The organism is Nocardia nova NBRC 15556, from assembly GCF_001613005.1.
Lineage (GTDB): Bacteria > Actinomycetota > Actinomycetes > Mycobacteriales > Mycobacteriaceae > Nocardia > Nocardia nova.
In genome coordinates, this window is sequence record NZ_BDBN01000125.1 from 1 (window position 1) to 19810 (window position 19810).

The 19810-nt window shown below is 68.0% G+C and carries 17 protein-coding genes; 9 read left to right on the top strand and 8 right to left on the bottom strand.

Annotated features, from left to right (window positions below):
• On the bottom strand, positions 1-1424 hold a 1424-nt coding region (locus NN2_RS33030), incomplete at its 3' end, for a DEAD/DEAH box helicase (RefSeq protein ID WP_156511542.1).
• A gap of 349 nt (positions 1425-1773) precedes the next feature.
• Between NN2_RS33030 and NN2_RS33035 the strand changes: the two genes are divergently transcribed.
• A complete protein-coding gene (locus NN2_RS33035; protein ID WP_082857446.1) occupies positions 1774-3858 on the top strand; it encodes a glycosyltransferase family 39 protein in 2085 nt (694 codons plus the stop codon).
• A 72-nt stretch (positions 3859-3930) separates the two neighbouring features.
• The gene (locus NN2_RS33040) at positions 3931-4416 is read left to right on the top strand and encodes an NUDIX hydrolase (RefSeq protein ID WP_063018940.1); all 486 of its coding nucleotides are present in this window, start codon (positions 3931-3933) and stop codon (positions 4414-4416) included.
• 3 nt (positions 4417-4419) lie between these two features.
• On the opposite strand, the gene NN2_RS33045 is transcribed toward NN2_RS33040, so the two are convergent.
• Positions 4420-5010: a condensation domain-containing protein gene (locus tag NN2_RS33045; protein WP_063018942.1), complete on the bottom strand. Its 591-nt coding sequence runs from the start codon at positions 5008-5010 to the stop codon at positions 4420-4422.
• 99 nt (positions 5011-5109) lie between these two features.
• Complete coding sequence (locus NN2_RS33050) at positions 5110-7605, bottom strand: phosphoketolase family protein (RefSeq protein WP_425437795.1); 2496 nt, start codon at positions 7603-7605, stop codon at positions 5110-5112.
• A 110-nt stretch (positions 7606-7715) separates the two neighbouring features.
• Between NN2_RS33050 and NN2_RS33055 the strand changes: the two genes are divergently transcribed.
• From NN2_RS33055 to clpX, 5 genes are all read left to right on the top strand, one after another.
• Complete coding sequence (locus tag NN2_RS33055) at positions 7716-8294, top strand: FKBP-type peptidyl-prolyl cis-trans isomerase (protein ID WP_063018943.1); 579 nt, start codon at positions 7716-7718, stop codon at positions 8292-8294.
• Between the two features lie 186 nt (positions 8295-8480).
• Positions 8481-9848, top strand: coding sequence for a trigger factor (gene tig / locus NN2_RS33060; RefSeq protein WP_063018961.1), 1368 nt, complete (start codon positions 8481-8483; stop codon positions 9846-9848).
• Positions 9849-10112: 264 nt separating this feature from the next.
• Positions 10113-10700 carry an ATP-dependent Clp protease proteolytic subunit gene (locus tag NN2_RS33065; protein WP_062962776.1) on the top strand — a complete coding sequence of 196 codons (588 nt, stop codon included), beginning with the start codon at positions 10113-10115 and terminating at the stop codon, positions 10698-10700.
• A gap of 40 nt (positions 10701-10740) precedes the next feature.
• Positions 10741-11409 carry an ATP-dependent Clp protease proteolytic subunit gene (locus NN2_RS33070; RefSeq protein ID WP_062962775.1) on the top strand — a complete coding sequence of 223 codons (669 nt, stop codon included), beginning with the start codon at positions 10741-10743 and terminating at the stop codon, positions 11407-11409.
• A gap of 371 nt (positions 11410-11780) precedes the next feature.
• Positions 11781-13061, top strand: coding sequence for an ATP-dependent Clp protease ATP-binding subunit ClpX (clpX, locus tag NN2_RS33075; RefSeq protein WP_063001068.1), 1281 nt, complete (start codon positions 11781-11783; stop codon positions 13059-13061).
• Between the two features lie 91 nt (positions 13062-13152).
• Here the strand turns inward: clpX and NN2_RS33080 are convergent, their stop codons facing one another.
• Positions 13153-13728, bottom strand: coding sequence for a carboxymuconolactone decarboxylase family protein (locus NN2_RS33080; RefSeq protein ID WP_063018945.1), 576 nt, complete (start codon positions 13726-13728; stop codon positions 13153-13155).
• A 162-nt stretch (positions 13729-13890) separates the two neighbouring features.
• On the opposite strand from NN2_RS33080, the gene NN2_RS33085 reads away from it, so the two are divergent.
• Positions 13891-14490, top strand: a complete 600-nt coding sequence (locus tag NN2_RS33085; protein WP_063018947.1) for a TIGR03086 family metal-binding protein — start codon at positions 13891-13893, stop codon at positions 14488-14490.
• A 109-nt stretch (positions 14491-14599) separates the two neighbouring features.
• The gene (locus NN2_RS33090; RefSeq protein WP_063018949.1) at positions 14600-15058 is read left to right on the top strand and encodes a MarR family winged helix-turn-helix transcriptional regulator; all 459 of its coding nucleotides are present in this window, start codon (positions 14600-14602) and stop codon (positions 15056-15058) included.
• Positions 15059-15262: 204 nt separating this feature from the next.
• On the opposite strand, the gene NN2_RS33095 is transcribed toward NN2_RS33090, so the two are convergent.
• The 4 genes from NN2_RS33095 to NN2_RS33110 form a co-directional block, all read right to left on the bottom strand.
• Positions 15263-15796, bottom strand: a complete 534-nt coding sequence (locus tag NN2_RS33095) for a hypothetical protein (RefSeq protein ID WP_063018951.1) — start codon at positions 15794-15796, stop codon at positions 15263-15265.
• A 102-nt stretch (positions 15797-15898) separates the two neighbouring features.
• A complete protein-coding gene (locus tag NN2_RS33100; protein WP_063018953.1) occupies positions 15899-16273 on the bottom strand; it encodes a nuclear transport factor 2 family protein in 375 nt (124 codons plus the stop codon).
• A gap of 79 nt (positions 16274-16352) precedes the next feature.
• The gene (fdhD, locus tag NN2_RS33105) at positions 16353-17189 is read right to left on the bottom strand and encodes a formate dehydrogenase accessory sulfurtransferase FdhD (RefSeq protein WP_063018955.1); all 837 of its coding nucleotides are present in this window, start codon (positions 17187-17189) and stop codon (positions 16353-16355) included.
• 37 nt (positions 17190-17226) lie between these two features.
• The gene (locus NN2_RS33110) at positions 17227-19530 is read right to left on the bottom strand and encodes an FdhF/YdeP family oxidoreductase (protein WP_063018957.1); all 2304 of its coding nucleotides are present in this window, start codon (positions 19528-19530) and stop codon (positions 17227-17229) included.
• Positions 19531-19810: the final 280 nt, after the last annotated feature.

A 19810-nucleotide genomic window follows, 5' to 3' on the forward strand; every position in this document is an offset into this window, starting at 1 on the left:
GTATCCGTGGTGGCCGTCGTCATTCGGTCGCCGTCGTGCCCGGATCGGTGGCGTCCGGCTGCCGTGCGGCCCGCGGATACCGTCGCGGCGCTGTGGTTCGCGGATTCGCGGCGTTCGCTCCGCGCCGCCGGGCCGCGGCTCCGCCTCGGCCTGCGAGACGGGCTGTCGGCGCCCGAGGCGGGACGGCGTGAATTCTGTTCGGCGCGTCCGGGTTTCGAGGCGGTGGGAGCCACCGGCGCGGCGACCGTGCCGACCAGTGCGGTGACCTGAGCGGAATCCGGACGCACCTGTTGCGGGCGGACGTCGAGTCCGGCCTTGCGCAGCAGGACCGCGACGTCCTTGCGCTGTTCCGGCAGCATGATCGTCACCACGTCGCCGCTGCTGCCGGCTCGGGCGGTGCGCCCGGAGCGGTGCAGGTAGGCCTTGTGCTCGGCGGGCGGATCGACGTGCACGACGAGTTCGACGTCGTCGACGTGGACGCCGCGGGCGGCGATATCGGTCGCGACCAGCACGCGTGTGGTGCCGTCGGCGAAGGCCGCCAGATTGCGGTCGCGTGCGACCTGCGACAGATTGCCGTGCAGATCGGCGGCCGGAATTCCGGCGGTGGTGAGCTGCTTGGCCAGCCGTCGCGCGTGATGTTTGGTGCGCATGAACAGAATTCGCCGCCCGGTTCCGGAGGCAAGGGTGTGGACCAGTTCGCGCTTGGCCTCGCTGTCGCCGATCTCGAAGACGTGGTGGGTCATCGCGGGCACCGGGGAGTGGGCCTCGTCGACGGTGTGTGACAACGGGTTTCGCAGAAAGCGCTGCACCAGCTTGTTCACCCCGTTATCCAGGGTGGCGGAGAACAGCATCCGCTGACCGTCGGCCGGGGTCGCGGCGAGGATTCGGGTGACACCGGGCAAGAAGCCGAGATCGGCCATGTGGTCGGCCTCGTCCAACACGGTGATCCGCACCTCGTCCAGGGCGACCAAGCCCTGTTTGATCAGATCCTCCAGGCGGCCCGGGCAGGCGACGACGATATCCGCGCCCGAACGCAATTCGCGGACCTGCCGGGCCTGCGGCACGCCACCGAACACCGTCACCACCCGCAACTCGCACGCATCGGTCAGCGGTTCGAGAGTCGCCGCGATCTGAGTGGCGAGCTCGCGGGTGGGCGCCAGCACCAGACCCGCGGGGCGGCCCGGGAGGCGCCGGTGACCGAGCCGGTGCAGCCGGTCGACCATGGGAATCGAGAAGGCGAGGGTCTTACCGCTGCCGGTACGCCCGCGAGCGAGCACATCGCGGCCGGCCAGCGTGTCCGGAAGCGTAGCGGCCTGAATCGGCAACGGTGCGCTGAAACCCTGCGCGGCCAGCGCGCGCAACAGGGGCGCGCCGACGCCGAGAGTGTCGAAGGTGGCGGCAGGCGTCGATGAACGAGTCGTCATGAGTAGTCGTGGTGCCTTTCGAGCAGCAGAGGTGAACCGCAGCGGCGCTGGGTTGGCAGCGGAGCCGCGGTTGCAGCGACGCTGAGCTTCGTGGCCCGCACGAAGGCTGACCGCTGGGTGGCCGACGCGAAGAGTAGACATCCACGACGGAGGGAGTACGAATAACCGATACTCCCGGTTAAGACTATCCCGTCGGGGCCGTTTCTCCCCCATCGCGCGAGGGTGACGGTTCTCTCCTCGACAACCGGTGTGGATGACCGGGCGGCGGGGGATGTCACGGGGCGGGTTCACAGGTTTCTCCCAGCGGCGTCCCAGCACAGCGGGGGCACGGCCGACCATCATGGCAGCCATGACCGAAACTGCTATCGCGCCCGGCCGCCCCGCGGACGGGGTGGCGACGCCCGGCCGGGGCGGGACCCGGAGGCTGCCGTGGGAGTATCTGGGACTCGCCGCGCTGCTGGGCGGCACCGCGATCGCCTATCTGTGGAATCTGAGTGCGAACGGCTGGGCCAATTCCTTCTATGCCGCCGCGGTGCAGTCCGGGGCGAAATCGTGGAAGGCGTTCTTCTTCGGTTCCTCGGACTGGGGCAATTCGATCACCGTCGACAAGACGCCGGCGTCGCTGTGGCCGATGGAGATCTCGGCCCGACTCTTCGGGATGAACAGCTGGAGCATGCTGATCCCGCAGGTGCTGATCGCGGTCGCCGCGGTCGCCCTGCTCTGGTCGACGCTACGCCGGACCTTCGGTCCCGGCGCCGGGTTGCTCGGCGGGTTCGCGCTGGCGGTGACGCCGGTGGCCACGCTGATGTTCCGCTACAACAACCCGGACGCGCTGCTGGTTCTGCTGATGATCGCCGCCGTATGGGCGATGACGCGTGCCCTGGAGGACGGCCGGTGGCGCTGGCTGCTGCTGTGCGGCGGCTTCGTCGGACTCGGATTCCTGGCCAAGCAGTTGCAGGTGCTGCTGGTCGTGCCCGCGCTGGCGCTGACCTATCTGTTCGCCGGGCCGCCCCGGCTGGGTAAGCGCTTGCTGCAGTTGCTGGCCGCCGGAGCCGCGGTGGTGGTCGGTGCCGGCTGGTGGGTGCTGGTCGCGCAGTTGTGGCCGGCCGATTCACGGCCGTATTTCGGTGGTTCGAAACACAATTCGATCATCGAGCTGACCCTCGGCTACAACGGGCTGCAGCGACTCGGGGTTGATTCCGGCGGTGGGTTCGGCGGTCCGCCCGGACCCGGCGGCCGCGGCCACGGACCGTCGTTCGGTTCGGAGGCCGGGATCACGCGACTGTTCAGCGAGACGGTCGGCGGTCAGATCGCCTGGTTGATTCCGGCGGCGCTGATCCTGTGCGTCGCGGCTGTCGTGCTGTGCGGCAAGGCGTCCCGCACCGATACCCGGCGCGCCGCACTGCTGCTGTGGGGCGGCTGGGCGCTGGTCACCGCCCTGGTGTTCAGCTTCATGAAGGGAATCTTCCACCAGTACTACACCGTCGCCCTGGCACCCGGTGTCGCCGGCGCGTCCGCGATCGGGGCGGTGGTGCTGTGGCGGCAGCGTGATCGGCTCGGCGTCCGCGTCGTGCTGGCCGCGGCCACCGCGCTGACCACGGTCACAGCGGTGATCGTGCTCGATCGCACTCCGGATTTCGTGCCGTGGTTGCGGTGGATCGTCGGCGTCGCGGGCGCGGTCGCGACCGTCGCGCTGGTGATGCCGCAGCCGCGCCGGACGGCGGCCTGGACGGCCGTTCTCGCGGTGCTCGTCGCGATCGCCGCACCGGTGGCCTATTCGACCCAGACCATCGCCTCCGCCCACAACGGCGGCATCGTCCTCGCCGGACCGAAGACCAGCGGTGGCTTCGGATTCGGTTTCGGACCGGGCGGGCCGGCCGGCGCGTGCGGTCCCGCTGGGCCGAGCGGATGTGCCCCGGCGGGGCCCAGCGGCGGGCCGGCGGACGACGGCTCGGATTCGGCCGACGCCAACCGATCTCCCGCACAACCGGGCCGGATGTCGCGACCGGGCGACCCGGCGGCCGCCGGACCCGGTGCCACGGAACGCGGTGCCGCCGACCGTCCGGCCGGTCCGGGTATGGGGCAGCGGACGAATCAGCAGCTGATCGATCTGCTGAAGAACAACGGCGCCGGGTACACGTGGGCGGCCGCGGCCATCAGCTCGATGGGTGCCGCGGACCTGCAGCTCGATTCGGGTTACGCGGTCATGCCGATCGGCGGCTTCGGTGGCGGCGATCCGTCCCCGACCCTCGATCGATTCCGTGCCGATGTCGCACAGGGACGGATCCACTACTTCGTCGGTTCCGAGCGCCGCGGCCCGGGATCGGGTGCGACGTCGGAGGCGAGCCGGATCGCCCAGTGGGTGGAGAGTACTTACGCGGCCACCGATGTCGGCGGCACCAAGGTGTACGACCTGACGGCGCCGACCCGGTAATCCGGGCGGTACAGGGCGGCGGTGGCGGCCCTGTACCGCCACGACCCCCGTCCGGTACGGCAGACTGCGACCATGGCCACGGCGTCGAAATACAGTGCGGGCGTTCTGCTGTTCCGGCAGGCTCCGCGGCTGCAGGTCCTGCTCGGGCACATGGGTGGTCCGTACTGGGCACGCAAGGATGCCGGCGCCTGGTCGGTGCCGAAGGGGGAGTACGAGCCGGATTCCGAGGATGCCCGGACCGCCGCGGCGCGGGAGTTCACGGAGGAACTGGGCCTGCCCGTGCCCGAGGGCGAGTGGATCGCGCTGGGGGAGTCGCAGTACGGCAGCGGTCGTTCCCGCAAGCAGGTCACCGTGTGGGCCGTGGCCGGTGACCTGGATCCGGAGCAGGTGGTCCCCGGCACCTTCGAGATGCAGTGGCCGCCGAGATCCGGTCGGATGCAGAGGTTCCCGGAGATCGATCGGGTCGAGTGGCTCGAACCGGAACTCGCTCGCGAGAAGATCGTCGCCGGTCAGCGGCCGTTTCTGGACCGGCTCACCGAGGTACTCGCCGCCGGCTGAGGTTCAGCGGTAGGTATCCGCGAACCGCTCGCCGCCGGCTTCGATGAGCCGTACGCCCTGGAGTTCGTGGACGGTCAGCCGATGCGTGGGGCGCCCCGTGTCCCAGGCCGGGATGAGATTGCGGCGGCGGGCGGCGTAGGCGGTCATGAGATCGCGCGCCAGCCGGGCCGGCGATACGCGGTCGACCGCGGCCCGCCGCAGAATCACCACCAGCAGATGTTGCGGAATCTCCTCGGCGTCGCCGAGCGGCCGGAAAGTTCTCGCCCGCACCGGAACCGACAGTGGCGCCGCCGTTTCCGTCTCCACGAATTCGGTGATCGCCGCCGATAATTCGGCGGCGGGCACCGGCGTCGGCACCAGTCGCGGCAACACCGCGGTGGTCGCGGACAAAACCCGGGGCGCGGCACTCGAGCCGGGCATCGGATATACCGTTCGCAACTGTTCGTGGCGTGCGATCAGATCGGCGAAGGCGTCGCGCAATCCGACGGCATAGAGATAACCCGTGAAATGCAAGGTGAACGATGCCGTGCCCGCGGGCGTCGGATCGACAGGCGGCACGGCGGGGACCACCGCGGGGGTAGAGCGCAGTTCCATGCGGTATTTCCGTTCCTCGTTCGCACCCCCGTCCCGGCGGGCACATGCGGAGCCTAACTCCGAACGGCCGCCCGCGCTGTTCGACGGGTACGACGAGGGTTATCGGCCGTACGGCCAGCGCCAGTCGGCCACCTCCGGAATATCGGCGCCGTGTTCGCGCGTCCAGATGCGCGCGGCCAACCGGGCGTCGGCCATTTCCTGGCGCAGGCCGGCCGCCTGGGTGCCCAGCCCCGGAACCCGGTCGATCACGTCCATCACCAGGTGATAGCGGTCGAGGTCGTTGAGCATCACCATGTCGAACGGAGTCGTGGTGGTGCCCTTCTCCTTGTATCCGCGCACGTGCAACTCGGAGTGGTTGGTGCGCCGATAGGTGAGCCGGTGGATCAGCCAGGGATAGCCGTGGAAGGCGAAGATGATCGGCCGATCCCGGGTGAACAGGGTGTCGAATTCGCGATCGGGCAGGCCGTGCGGATGTTCGTCCGCCGGCAGCAGCCGCATCAGATCGACCACGTTCACCACGCGAATGCGCAACTGCGGCAGCCGTTCTCGCAGAATGGCGGCGGCCGCCAGCGTCTCCAGAGTAGGTACGTCACCGGCGCAGGCGAGCACCACATCGGGTGTCGTGCCCGACTCGTCGTTGTGGCCGGCCCATTCCCAGATTCCGGCGCCGCGGGCACAATGCAGCCTCGCCTCTTCGATCGACAGCCAATCCGCCTGCGGCTGTTTGCCGGCCACCACCACGTTCACGTAATGGCGGGAGCGCAGGCAATGGTCGTAGGTCGACAGCAGCGTATTGGCGTCCGGCGGCAGATAGACGCGCACGATCGACGGCTGCTTGTTCATCACCACATCGAGGAAACCGGGGTCCTGATGGGTGAATCCGTTGTGATCCTGCCGCCACACATGAGAGGTCAGCAGATAATTGAGGCTCGGAATGGGCCGGCGCCACGGCACCGCGCCACTGGCGTCCAGCCATTTCGCGTGCTGGTTGAACATCGCGTCGACGATGTGGATGAACGCCTCGTAACAGGTGAAGACGCCGTGCCGTCCGGTGAGCAGATATCCCTCCAGCAGGCCCTGGCACATATGTTCCGAGAGCACCTCGATCACGCGGCCGCGGCGGTCCAATTTCACATCGAATTCGCCGATCTCGGCCTGCCAATTGCGGCCGGTCACGGTGAGCACGTCCTGAAGCCGGTTACTGGCCAATTCGTCGGGTGCGAAGATCAGGAAATTGTCGCGATTGGCGTCGGTGATGTCGCGCAGCCAGGTGCCCAGCACCTGGGTGGCCTCGTGCGAGGTGGCGCCCGGCGCGCGAACCTCGACGCCGTAGCGGCGCCAGTCGGGTAGTCGCAGATCCTGCATCGTGGCGCCGCCGTTGGCCACCGGATTGGCACTCATCCGCCGCGGCCCCGGGGGAACCTGGCGCAGCAACTGCGGATACGGCCGGCCGTCCTCGTCGAAGAGTTCCGCGGGGCGATACGACTGCAGCCACTGCCCGAGCACGCGGCGGTGATCGTCGTCGGTACGCGCGGCCGGGAGCGGGACCTGATGGGCGCGGAAGGTGCCCTCGACGCGGTCGCCGTCGACCACCGGCGGGCACGTCCAGCCCTTCGGCGTGCGCAGCACGATCATCGGCCAGCGGGGACGCGTGCCGTCGGCGCTCTCGCGCGCGGCGCGCTGGAATTCGGCGATGCGGTCCAGGCTGCGATCCAGCGCCGCGGCCATCGCCTGGTGAACGGTCGCCGGGTCGTGCCCGGCGACGATGATCGGGTCGTAGCCGTAACCGTGCAGCAGCGAGAGCAGTTCGGCTTCCGGAATGCGGGCCAGCAGGGTCGGATTCGCGATCTTGTATTCGTTGAGCGCCAGAATCGGCAGTACCGCGCCGTCGCGCGCCGGATTCAGGAATTTGTTCGCGTGCCAGCTGGTCGCCAGCGGCCCGGTTTCGGCCTCGCCGTCGCCGACCACGCAGAACACGGTCAGGTCGGGGTGATCGAGCGCGGCGCCGTAGGCGTGCAACAGGGAGTAGCCGAGTTCGCCGCCCTCGTGGAAGGAGCCCGGCGTCTCCGGCGCGCAGTGGCTGGGTACGCCGCCGGGATAGGAGAACTGCGCGAACAGCGCGCCCATTCCTGTCGCGTCGCGCGAAATATTGCTGTACAGCTCGGAATACGTGCCTTCCAGCCAGGCACACGCGTTGGGTCCGGGGCCGCCGTGGCCGGGTCCGGCGACGAAGACCGCGTCCAGATCGCGGGCCCGGATCGCCCGATTGGCATGTGCCCACACCAGATTCAGTCCCGGCACGGTTCCGAAGTGCCCCAGCAGCCGCGGTTTGATGTGCTCGGCCGTCAGCGGGGTGCGCAGCAGGGGATTGTCCGTCAGATAGATCTGGCCCACCGCGAGATAGTTCGCCGCGCGCCACCACGCGTCCAGATCGGCGAGTTCGTCCGGTGACAGCGGGCCGCGAACCTCGGCCAGCCGATACGGTTCGGGCGCGATCGTGGCGCCACCGCTGCCGCCGATATTGTCGGCCGCCGTATCGGCTCCGGTCGGATCGGTGGCCGGGACCCGTCCTTCCGAACTCGCCAAGTCGGTCACGATCGTGCTCCTCACACTGGGGTGTTCGGTAACCGCATCGGATGGAGACTCGAGGCCAGGCTACCGGGCCCACCGCGAGAGCGCCGTGCGCACCGATTAGGGTGCCGCGCATGCAGACTTTGGCCAGGATCATCGGCTCGGCCGCCGTCGCGGTGGCCGCGGTCGCCCTCACCGCCTGCGGGGGCAACGACAACAACTCGGCGAGCCCGTCGACCACCGCGCCCGGCACCCACGCCCCGGCCGCGACCTCGGCCGCCGCGGCTCCGACGGCGAGCCACGGCCGCGAATGCACCGCCGACGACATCGGCGTCACCGGCGGCTTCGGCCAGGCGCCGACCATCACCATTCCCGACAACTGCGATCCGCCGAAGCAGCTGGTCACCAAGGATCTCGTCGAGGGCACCGGCCCGGCGGCGGCGAGCGGCCGGCCGGTGGAGATGAACTATTCGCTGGTCACCTGGTCGGACAAGAAGAAGCTGGACAGTTCCTTCGATCGCGGCCAGACCTTCCCGCTCACCCTCGGCACCGGTGAGGTCATCCCGGGCTGGGACCAGGGTCTGATCGGCATCAAACAGGGCGGCCGCCGCCTGCTGATCATCCCGCCGGACCTCGGCTACGGCCAGGGCGGGCAGGGCGTCAAGCCCAACGAGACCCTGGTGTTCGTCACCGATGCCGTGAAGGTCGGCTGAGTCCCGCCCGCCGGACGTGGGATAGCCGATTGTCGGGTGCAGGCCGGTGTCGACTACCCTGATCGGGATGCGATTTCGGGGGGAAACGACGCCGTCGTCACACGGCACCCGAACATCGTCGCCGGCGGATCACACCTCCGTCCGGCGGCCACACAGACCAGTGAACAACGAACAAGGAGCATGTCCGTGAAGAGCACCGTCGAGCAGCTGAGCCCGACCCGGGTCCGCATCAATGTCGAGGTGCCCTTCGAGGAGCTGAAGCCGGACTTCGACAAGGCGTACCGGGCGCTGGCGCAGCAGGTTCGCATTCCCGGCTTCCGCCCGGGCAAGGCCCCGGCCAAGCTGCTCGAGGCCCGCCTCGGTCGCGGCGCCATCCTGGAGCAGGTCGTCAACGACGCGCTGCCGGCGCGCTACAGCGAGGCCGTCACCGCCTCCGAGGTGAAGGTGCTCGGCCAGCCGGAAATCGAGATCACCAAGATCGAGGACGGCGACGAACTGGCCTTCACCGCCGAGGTCGACGTCCGTCCCGAGATCGCGCTGCCCGACTTCGAGAGCATCGAGGTCACCGTCGATCCGCTGAGCATCGGCGACGAGGACATCGAGCAGCAGCTGCTGTCGCTGCGCCAGCGCTTCGGCACCCTGAAGAGCGTCGAGCGCGCCGTGCAGGAGGGTGATTTCGTCTCCATCGACCTGTCGGCCACCGTGGACGGCGAAGAGGTCTCCGAGGCGACCACCTCCGGGCTGTCGCACGAGGTCGGCTCCGGCCAGCTGATCGAGGGCCTCGACGACACCCTCGTCGGCCTGAAGGCGGAGGAGTCCAAGGACTTCACCTCCACCCTGGTGGCCGGCGAGCACGCCGGTAAGGAAGCCGTCATCACCGTGAAGGTGAACTCGGTCAAGGAGCGCGAGCTGCCCGAGGCCGACGACGAATTCGCCCAGATGGCAAGCGAATTCGACACCATCGACGAGCTGAAGGAAGACCTGCGCAAGCGGGTCGAGCAGAGCAAGAAGGTGCAGCAGGCCGGCGAGATCCGGGACAAGGTGCTCGAGGCGCTGCTGGACAAGACCGAGGTGCCGCTGCCCGAGGCCGCGGTGCAGGCCGAGGTCGACGCCGTGCTGCACGACGCGGTGCACGGCTTCGACCACGACGAGGCGAAGTTCGCCGAGGCGCTCGAGGCCCAGGGCAGCACCCGCGAGGAGTTCGACAAGGACTCCAAGGAGGCCGCCGAGAAGTCGGTGAAGACCCAGCTGCTGCTGGACGCGGTCGCCGAAGCCGAGAACACCGAGGTCGGCCAGCAGGAGCTGACCGAGCGGATCCTGTTCCAGTCGCAGCGCTACGGCATGGCGCCGGAACAGTTCATCCAGCAGATCCAGCAGGCCGGGCAGCTCGGCGCGATCTTCGCCGACGTGCGCCGCGGTAAGGCGCTGGCCGGCGTGGTGATCAAGGCCAAGGTCACCGACACCGAGGGCAACGCGGTCGACACCGCCGAGATGTTCGGTGAGCCCGCCGAGGCGGTGTCCGATTCCGAGGGCGCCGAGAACGCCGCCGAGTAGCCATCGGCGACATATGAGTCAGCTGTAAGCGAAGCAAGGCGGTACCGGGAGTTCGGTGCCGCCTTGTTTCGTTAGGGTTTGTGTCAACCGAATCAGGCCGCGGTCGAGCGTCGGGGACGGAGGCGGTAGCTTGCGTAACCACGAAGGGCCCCGGAAGACCGCATATTGGACAGAGGCTGTGCCGGCAGGCATCGTGCCGGCGAGAGAGGGCAGGTATCCGTGACAATCAATCAGGCTGTGGCACCTTTGAAGTCGGGGCCGGTCATGACATCCGCGACTGCTGGGCTCAACCTCAGTGATTCGGTGTACGAGCGTTTGCTCCGCGACCGCATCATCTTCCTGGGCACCCAGGTCGACGACGACATCGCCAACAAGCTGTGCGCGCAGATCCTGCTGCTCACGGCCGAGGACCCGAACCGCGACATCTCGCTCTACATCAACTCGCCCGGTGGGTCGGTCACCGCGGGTATGGCCATCTACGACACCATGCAGTTCGCCGAGTGCGATATCGCGACCATCTCGTTCGGCCTGGCGGCCTCGATGGGCCAGTTCCTGCTCACCGCGGGCACCAAGGGCAAGCGTTACGCGCTGCCGCACACCCGGATCATGATGCACCAGCCCTCCGCCGGCATCGGCGGCAGCGCGGCCGACATCTCGATCTACGCCGAACAGCTCGCCCACACCAAGCGGGAACTGAACGAGCTGCAGGCGTTGCACACCGGCCAGTCCGTGGAGCAGGTCACCGCCGACGCCGACCGCGACCGCTGGTTCACCGCGGCCCAGGCCCTGGAGTACGGCTTCATCGACCACGTGATCACCAATGCACGGCAGGCGAACGGCGCCGGTAACTGAGCGCGAAACCGCTCATCCCCCATCGACTTTGGAGAAGAAGATGACCCTGATCGATCCGCGTGCCGGTCTGTCCGGTATCGCACCGGCGAGCCCGCAGGCCCGCTACATTCTGCCGTCGTTCATCGAGCACTCGAGCTTCGGCGTCAAGGAGTCCAACCCGTACAACAAGCTGTTCGAGGAGCGCATCATCTTCCTCGGCGTGCAGGTGGACGACGCCTCGGCCAACGACATCATGGCGCAGCTGCTGGTGCTGGAGTCGCTGGATCCCGACCGCGACATCACGATGTACATCAACTCGCCCGGTGGTTCCTTCACCTCGCTGATGGCCATCTACGACACCATGCAGTACGTGCGTGCCGATGTCGCGACGGTCTGCCTGGGCCAGGCGGCCTCGGCGGCGGCGGTGCTGCTGGCAGCCGGTACTCCGGGTAAGCGGGCTTGCCTGCCCAACGCGCGCGTGCTGATCCATCAGCCGTCGCTGGAGGGTGGCATCCAGGGCCAGGTCTCCGATCTGGAGATCCAGGCCGCCGAGATCGAGCGCATGCGCCGGTTGATGGAGACCACGCTGGCCCGCCACACCGGCAAGGACGCCGACACCATCCGCAAGGACACCGATCGCGACAAGATCCTGACCGCCGACGAGGCCAAGGATTACGGGATCATCGACACGGTGTTCGACTACCGCAAGCTGAGCGCCCAGAAGAAGTGACCCCGCCGCGGAGCTCGCGAGCGGGCTCCGCGGACGCTGGTCCGGGCGGCGGAGCGAGGTCGGCACCGCCCGGATCGGCAGCCGGGATGGGTCGTGGCGAGCGTGTCGGGTGAGCTTTCCGACACTCTCTCCGCGAGAAACATCCTCGAGTTGTCGACCTCCGTCGCGTCGACCGGGTACGGTCGGTCTAGGGACCTTGGCTCATGGGGTGTCGGCACAAACGACCGACCCGGACGACATACGCCGAAGTGCGAGAATCCGATCGACGCGCGACACTGATCGGATGCACGGCGGGTAGCGTTGTTCGAAGGCGGCTTGTCGGCATCCGGGACAGACGGTTGCACGCGGACAAGGAAGTAGGGACCCACGAGATGGCGCGCATCGGTGATGGCGGCGATCTGCTGAAATGCTCGTTCTGCGGAAAGAGTCAGAAGCAGGTCAAGAAGCTCATTGCGGGACCAGGGGTGTACATCTGCGACGAGTGCATCGACCTCTGCAACGAGATCATCGAAGAGGAGCTGGCGGAGTCGAGTGAGGTCAAACTCGACGAGCTGCCCAAGCCGGCCGAGATCCGGGAATTCCTCGAGCAGTACGTGATCGGCCAGGATTCGGCCAAGCGCACGCTGGCGGTGGCCGTCTACAACCACTACAAGCGCATCCAGGCCGGTGACAAGGGCCGCGACAGCCGCGGCGAGCCGGTCGAGCTGATGAAGTCGAACATTCTCATGCTCGGCCCCACCGGCTGCGGTAAGACCTACCTCGCGCAGACGCTGGCCAAGATGCTCAACGTCCCCTTCGCCATCGCGGACGCCACCGCGCTGACCGAGGCCGGCTATGTCGGCGAGGACGTCGAGAACATTCTGCTCAAGCTGATCCAGGCCGCCGATTACGACGTCAAGCGGGCCGAGACCGGCATCATCTACATCGACGAAGTCGACAAGATCGCCCGCAAGAGCGAGAACCCGTCGATCACCCGTGACGTCTCCGGTGAGGGCGTGCAGCAGGCGCTGCTGAAGATCCTGGAGGGCACCCAGGCGAGCGTGCCGCCGCAGGGCGGGCGCAAGCACCCGCATCAGGAGTTCATCCAGATCGACACGACGAACGTGTTGTTCATCGTGGCCGGCGCCTTCGCCGGACTGGAGAAGATCGTGCAGGACCGGGTCGGCAAGCGCGGCATCGGTTTCGGCGCCGAGGTCCGGTCCAAGGCCGAGATCGACACCGCGGACCACTTCGCCGAGGTCATGCCGGAGGATCTGATCAAGTTCGGTCTTATCCCCGAATTCATCGGCCGCCTGCCGATGGTCGCCTCGGTGACCAACCTGGACAAGGATTCGCTGGTCCGCATCCTGTCCGAGCCGAAGAACGCTCTGGTGAAGCAGTACGTCCGGCTGTTCGAGATGGACGGTGTGGACCTGGAGTTCACCAAGGACGCGCTGGAGGCCGTGGCCGATCAAGCCATCCTGCGCGGCACCGGCGCTCGCGGTCTGCGCGCCATCATGGAAGAAGTGCTGCTGCCGGTGATGTATGACATCCCCAGCCGCGACGATGTGGCCAAGGTGGTCATCAACGCCGAGACGGTCAACGACAACGTGCTGCCGACCATCGTGCCGCGCAAGCGCCAGGCGGCCGAGCGCCGCGAGAAGTCGGCCTGACCGCCGGAGCATTTCCGAAAGCTGCGAAAGGGGCGGGAGGTCTGAACCTCCCGCCCCTTTTTCGTGCCCGCGATCCGGAATCGCTTCTCGCTCAGTCCTGCGCCCAGGGCACTCGACAGGAATCGGTGCTGAAGCCCTGCGCGGTGATGCCGAGCGCGGAATATGTTCGGGCGCGGGAATTCTCCAGCGCGATCTGGTAACTCAACTCCACCACGCCCGCGTCGCCGAAGCGGGCCCGCAGGTCCTCGATCTGCTCATCGGTGACCGTGGTGGGAGTGGCGGTCATGGCGTCGGCGTAGGCGATCGCGGCGCGCTCGTCCGCGCTGTAGGCCGCCGAGGTCTGGTAGTCCGCGATCTGCTTCAGTTTGTCGATATCGAGGTGGCTCAGCCGCATGAGCATCGTGCCGAAATCGACGCACCAGGAACAGCCGATCGTCCAGGCCACCCGGTAGACCGCGATCTCGAGAACATCGTCGGGGACGACGGAGGTGGCGCGGCCGACCAAAGACTCGTGGGCCGCGTACGCCGTGAGCATTTTCGGATGATTGGCGAGCACGGCCATCGGCTCGGGCACCTCGCCGAACCTGCGCTTGCCGACGCGGTACATGAACCGGGTCAGTGGGCCCGCCTGCTGCGGCGGCACCGGGGGGATGCGGGTGGCACTCATGATTCTCCCTTCGGAAGACGGTTCACCCCTTGGACGAGACGCCGTCCGTCGATGTGACGGGGCAGAAATGTGATGCCGGTCTCATCAATCCCGAGCGTAGTCGCGGTGAGCCAGGAAGTCATAAGCGTAGACATATGATCAGCGTCAGCATACGATAAGTTCATGACTAGTATTTCCGAACTCGATCGCAAGGCGGTCGACTACAGCGTGACGATCGTGTCGAAGGTGGCCCGTGGCGATCTGCACCGGCCCACACCCTGTGGCGAATGGGATCTGACCCAACTGCTCACCCATATGGCCGCGCAGCACCGCGGCTTCGCGGCCGCCGCGCGTGGCCACGGTGGCGATCCGGCCGTCTGGCAGCTGGATCCGCCGGCGGATCCGGTGGCGGTGTATCGCGAGGCGGCGGCCGATGTGACGGCGGCCTTCTCCGAAACCGGTGTGCTGGAAAGGGATTTCGCACTTCCGGAATTCGGGCCCGGGTTCACCGCTGCGGGCGATCAGGCCATCGGCTTCCATCTCATCGACTACGTCGTACACGGGTGGGATGTGGCCCGGGCGATCGGTCTGCCCTACGAGCTGGATCCGGAACTGGCGGAGCCCGCGCTGCGGATCGCCGAGGCGGTGCCCGACGGAGACTTTCGCTTGCAGCCGGGTTCGGCGTTCGCGCCCGCGGTGCCGAATACCGACCCCTCCGATCCGCTCGCTCGGATCCTCGGCCTGCTGGGCCGATCGCCGTCGTGGCCGGTAGGCGCGAAATAGGCGTTCGCCCAATGGAATTGCGTATCCCGGCGCCCGAGCTCCCGGCGGCGTCGGCGAAGTCGGCCGGACCGCGGCGGAAGCGGACCGGCGAGCACGTATCTTGTTCGGCATGGCGGATGCGCAGCGACCCGATCTGGCGGCGATGATCGTGCCGCTCGGACGTGCCCTGATGGCGGCCGAGCGGCCGGTACTCGAATCGCACGGGCTGACGATGTGGGCGTATTCGGTGCTGCTGGCGCTGGGCCGGGGGCCGGCGCGAGGGCAGGGCGTGCTCGCGGAGGAGATCGGCGCCGACAAGACCCGCATCATCGCCGTCCTCGACGATCTGCAGGAACGCGGGCTGATCGAGCGCTATCCGGATCCGGCCGACCGGCGGGCCCGCCTGCTGGCCGTGACCGAGGCGGGGCAGGCCCTGGTGCAGGCGGCACAGGCAGATATCCAGGCCAAGGAAGAAGCGCTGCTCGACCGCCTGGATGCGGCGGACCGGGCTGGATTCCTCAACGCCCTGATGGTGCTTGCGGTGGTTCCCCGCGCCGACATCGTCGATGCCGGCGCGGATTCGCAGTAGAAGTATCGAGTTGTGGCGGTAGCGCGCGGAGCTGGTCGGAGGCGGTGACGACCGGTTGCCCCGTCGCGCCCGTTGCCGAAGATCGCCGTTGACCTTCCGTGGTTCGCCGTTGAACCTTTTCTCCGATGCTTGCTCATCGCCGATGGGAGCGAGCCCGTTACTGCTGTTCGGAGGGCCTTTCCCGGCGGCGGCTGGGCGGTAGCTTCACCTACTACGACGGCGCGGGAACCGGATATTCATCGGCGCCGGATCGCGCAGTTGCGCGCGCTCCCGGGGTGCCGCCACGACGACGGCGGCGGCCAGTGCCGGCAGCAGCACGGCGGCGATCAGGCTGAGGGTGAAATTGCCGCCGCTCATCTGTTCCGGCTTGTGCGCGGCGTGGTAGATGAGGTGGGGAATTCCGAAGACCAGCCAGCCGATCCCGGCGACCCGGGCCACCACACTGTCGCGGTAGTACAGCGCCGCCAGGCTGACCGCGCCGAAGCCGAGGAAGAATGCCCCGACGTCGGTGGCCAGATGGTGGTTGTAGGGGCCGTCCATGCCCACCCAGTTCAGCCCGAAGCCGGGGAAACTGCGAAACCACGGTTCCGGCAGCAGTAGCGCCCAGAGTCCGACCACGACGCCGTTGATCGCCAACAGCCACAACGAGATTCTGGTGATCAACCAGCGGCGGCGATTGACGTCCAGGCGCATGCGCACCCGGACCCCCTCACCCGTGCCGTGTACCGAAATCCGCATCGCGCGCCCTCCCGTCCGCCGGTTGTCGCCTTACGGTAAGCCGGGCAAAACGGATGAACAAGAGGTGGAACGCCTACCGTGACAGCGATGCGGTCGCGGGACTCAGATCTGTTCGCTGATCAGGTCGTCGGGGCCCCAGTAGGCCCGCATGCTCGTGATCCGGCCCTGCTCGTCGAATTCCATGGCGTCGATCGCCGAGAGCGTCATCCGGTGGCCGCCGGTCTCGCCGACGAGGGTGAACGAAACGGCGGCGTGATTGCCCACGATCCGGGCGGCGTGCAGCTCGGTCTTGCGCTCCATCGACTCCAGCGCCTGATAGAGCTGGCCGATGGCCTCGTGACCGTGGCGCGGGTCGCTGCCGATCGGATCCTCGACGACGGCGTCGGGCGCGTAGAGCGACAGGATCTCCGAGGTCGGACCGGTGGCCACCAACTGCACGTAGCGTTCGGCCGTTTCGCGGATCTGCTGCGCTGCCATGTGAACTCCCAAGGAAATTGAAACGTGTTCTAGTTGGCAGGGTAGCAGGGTTGCGTCGATCCGGTCGCCGGTTCGCGGCTCAGGTGCCGGTGGCCGCCGCGGGCGCGGTCTCGAGCCGGTCGACCCCGCTGTAGATGTTCATCGTGTCGCCGCGCAGGAAGCCGGCCAGCGTGAGCCCGTTGTCGGCGGCCAGGTCGACGGCCAGCGAACTGGGCGCCGAGACCGCGCCGAGGACCGGAATGCCGGCCATGACAGCCTTCTGGACGAGCTCGAACGAGGCCCGGCCGCTGACGATCAGCAGTGTGTCGTGAGCCGGTACGCGCCCTTCGCGCAGCGCCCAGCCGACCACCTTGTCCACCGCGTTGTGCCGGCCGATGTCCTCGCGTACGACCAGTGCGGTGCCGTCGGGGGTGAACAGCCCGGCCGCGTGCAGTCCGCCGGTGGCATCGAAAACCGCCTGACGCGAACGTAACTCACCGGGAAGGGTGGCCAGCAGCGTCGGATCGACGCGCGGCGCGTCGGCCGGCGGCCGGAAGCGGCTGCGCGTGCGCACCTGATCGAGCGCGGTGGTGCCGCACAACCCGCACGAACTGTTGGTCACGAATCCGCGGGGCCGGACGGTGACCGCGCGGCGCAATTGGATATCGAGCACGTTGTAGGTGTTGCGGCCGTCGTCGTCGGTGCCCGCGCAGTACCTCGCCGATACGATGTCGTCGGCCGACTCGATGATGTTCTCGCTGAACAGGAATCCGTGCAGCAGGTCGATGTCGTGGCCGGGGGTGCGCATGGTGACGGTCAGCGCCGTCCCGTCGACGCGCAGTTCCAGCGGCTCCTCCACGGCCAGCGTATCGGGCCGGGAGACGATGCCGGCGGGTGTGATGCGCCGGGTGGGTCTGCGCGCGGTTACTCTGCTCACAAGCTGCCTCGCAGTTCTGGTCGGTGCCGCCGTGCGGTCACGCGGTGATGTGGCGGTGCGGCTCCAGCCGGATCACGACCGCCTTGGACACCGGGGTGTTGGAGCGCTCGGCGACGTGGTCGAGCGGGACCAGCGGGTTGGTTTCGGGGTAATAGGCCGCGGCGTTGCCGCGCGGCGTGGCGTAGCCGACGATCCGGAAACCGGTGACCCGGCGCTCGACGCCGTCGCTGAATTCGGAGATCAGATCCACGAGATCTCCGTCGGCGAGACCGAATTCGGCGATATCGTCCGGATGCACCAGCACGACGCGGCGGGCGTTGTGAATGCCCCGATAGCGGTCGTCGAGGCCGTAGATCGTGGTGTTGTACTGGTCGTGGCTGCGCAGCGTCTGCAACAACAGTCGCCCCTGCGGGATCCGCGGCCAGTGCAGGTCGTTGACCGCGAAGTTGGCCTTGCCGGAGGCGGTGCGGAACTCGCGGTTGTCGCGGGGCGGATGTGGCAGCTGGAAACCGTTGCGGCCGCGCACCTTCCGGTTGTAGTCGGCACAGCCGGGCACCACCCGGGCGATGGCGTCGCGAATGTGGTCGTAGTCGCGCCGGAACCGCTCCCACGGCACGGGGTGATCGGGGCCGAACAACTCGGCGGCCAGCTCGCAGACGATCGCGACCTCGCTGCGCAGATCGTCGCTCACCGGCTGCAGCCGGCCCGTGGACAGATGCACCATCGACATCGAATCCTCCACCGACACCTGCTGTCTGGTCCCGTCCTGCAGATCGAGATCGGTGCGGCCGAGGGTCGGCAGAATCAGGGCGGTACGGCCGTGCACGACGTGGCTGCGGTTGAGTTTGGTCGAAATCTGCACGGTCAGCTCGCACGCGCGCAGAGCCGCCTCGGTGACCTCGGTATCCGGCGTCGCCGAGACGAAGTTGCCGCCCATGCCGATGAACACCCGGGCGCGCCCGTCGCGCATGGCGCGGATGGAATCGACGGTGTCCCAGCCGTGTTCGCGCGGGGCGGTGATACCGAATTCGGAATCCAACGCGTCGAGGAAGCTCTCGGGCATCTTCTCCCAGATGCCCATGGTCCGGTCGCCCTGCACGTTGGAATGCCCGCGTACCGGGCAGACGCCCGCGCCCGGTTTGCCGATCATGCCGCGCAGCAACAGCAGATTCGTCGCCTCCTCGATGGTGGCGACACCGTGGCGCTGCTGTGTCAGACCCATCGCCCAGCAGATGATGGTGGACTTCGAGCGGGCCAGCAGCCCGGCCGTGCGGTCGAGCTGTTCGCGGGTCAGACCCGTCGCCTCGACGACCTCGTCGAGATCGACTGCGCGCATATGCTTTTCGTATTCGGCGAATCCGGCGGTGTGCGCGTCGACGAAGACCCGGTCCACCACCGTGCCGGGTGCTCGATCCTCCGCGTCGAACAGCAGTTTCGCCAGGCCCTGGAACAGGGCCATATCGCCGCCGAGGCGGATCTGCAGGAAATCGTCGGCGATGGTGACGCCGGAGGTGAAACCCTTCACCGTCTGCGGATCCCGGAAGCCGATCAGTCCGGTCTCCGGCAGCGGATTCACCGCGATCACCGTGGCGCCGTGCGCTTTCGCGGTGCTCAGCGCCGACAGCATGCGCGGATGGTTGGTGCCGGGATTCTGTCCTGCCACGATGATCAGATCCGCGGCGGCGAAATCGTCGATCGACACCGACCCCTTGCCGATGCCGATCGACCGGGTGAGCGCCGCGCCGGAGGATTCGTGACACATGTTCGAACAGTCGGGCAGATTGTTCGTGCCGAAGCTGCGCACCAGCAGCTGATAGAGAAAGGCCGTCTCGTTGGCGGTGCGCCCGGAGGTGTAGAACACGGCCTCGTCCGGGGAGGCCAGGCCGCGCAGGGTGTCCGCGATCAGCCGATAGGCCTGCTCCCACGCGATGGGCGAGTAGTGGGTGTCGCCGGGCCGCAACACCATCGGATGGGTCAGGCGTCCCTGCTGCCCCAGCCAGTACCCGGTCTTGCCGGCGAGATCGTCCAGCGAGTGCGTGGCGAAGAACTCCGGCGTGACCGTGCGCAGGGTCGCCTCCTCGGCGACGGCCTTGGCCCCGTTCTCGCAGAATTCGGCCGGGCGGCGGTGGCCGGTGGGTTCGGGCCATGCGCAGCCGGGGCAGTCGAAGCCGTGGCGCTGATTGACCCGGGTGAGGGTGCGAGCCGTGCGAACGATGCCCATCTCCTCGACGGCCCGGTCGAGGGCGACCGCGACGGCCGTGACGCCGGCGGCCTGCTCTTTCGGCGGGGTCACCGCCAGCTTGGCTTCATCGATATCGCGAGTCGGCGGTGTGCGGTGCATAGCCCCATCGTCCTCCTGCGCGTGCGGGCGCCGTCTGCGGCCCGCCGATCGCTCGACATCGACACCGCGAACCGGGCCGCGCGGCCGAGCCTACGGGGTATCGTGCCGACAGACCGTGCGGCGCCGTCGGGGATGTTCGCGCACGACAGGCGGTCTCGGTTCGCGCTGCGGCGCCTACGACGAGGACGGCATCATGCACGAGACGACGATCAGCGGGCCGCCGCGGCAGCGGGTGCGCCGTCGGGCCGCCACCGTAGCGGCCGGCGGCATCCTCGGCGCC

What these genes read in the sequence shown, in the direction of transcription:
- NN2_RS33035 (WP_082857446.1), top strand. Translation starts at nt 1,774, where the DNA reads ATGACCGAAACTGCTATCGCGCCCGGCCGCCCCGCGGACGGGGTGGCG.
- NN2_RS33040 (WP_063018940.1), top strand. Translation starts at nt 3,931, where the DNA reads ATGGCCACGGCGTCGAAATACAGTGCGGGCGTTCTGCTGTTCCGGCAG.
- NN2_RS33045 (WP_063018942.1), bottom strand. Translation starts at nt 5,010, where the DNA reads ATGGAACTGCGCTCTACCCCCGCGGTGGTCCCCGCCGTGCCGCCTGTC.
- NN2_RS33055 (WP_063018943.1), top strand. Translation starts at nt 7,716, where the DNA reads ATGCAGACTTTGGCCAGGATCATCGGCTCGGCCGCCGTCGCGGTGGCC.
- NN2_RS33065 (WP_062962776.1), top strand. Translation starts at nt 10,113, where the DNA reads ATGACATCCGCGACTGCTGGGCTCAACCTCAGTGATTCGGTGTACGAG.
- NN2_RS33070 (WP_062962775.1), top strand. Translation starts at nt 10,741, where the DNA reads ATGACCCTGATCGATCCGCGTGCCGGTCTGTCCGGTATCGCACCGGCG.
- clpX (WP_063001068.1), top strand. Translation starts at nt 11,781, where the DNA reads ATGGCGCGCATCGGTGATGGCGGCGATCTGCTGAAATGCTCGTTCTGC.
- NN2_RS33080 (WP_063018945.1), bottom strand. Translation starts at nt 13,728, where the DNA reads ATGAGTGCCACCCGCATCCCCCCGGTGCCGCCGCAGCAGGCGGGCCCA.
- NN2_RS33085 (WP_063018947.1), top strand. Translation starts at nt 13,891, where the DNA reads ATGACTAGTATTTCCGAACTCGATCGCAAGGCGGTCGACTACAGCGTG.
- NN2_RS33090 (WP_063018949.1), top strand. Translation starts at nt 14,600, where the DNA reads ATGGCGGATGCGCAGCGACCCGATCTGGCGGCGATGATCGTGCCGCTC.
- NN2_RS33095 (WP_063018951.1), bottom strand. Translation starts at nt 15,796, where the DNA reads ATGCGGATTTCGGTACACGGCACGGGTGAGGGGGTCCGGGTGCGCATG.
- NN2_RS33100 (WP_063018953.1), bottom strand. Translation starts at nt 16,273, where the DNA reads ATGGCAGCGCAGCAGATCCGCGAAACGGCCGAACGCTACGTGCAGTTG.
- NN2_RS33110 (WP_063018957.1), bottom strand. Translation starts at nt 19,530, where the DNA reads ATGCACCGCACACCGCCGACTCGCGATATCGATGAAGCCAAGCTGGCG.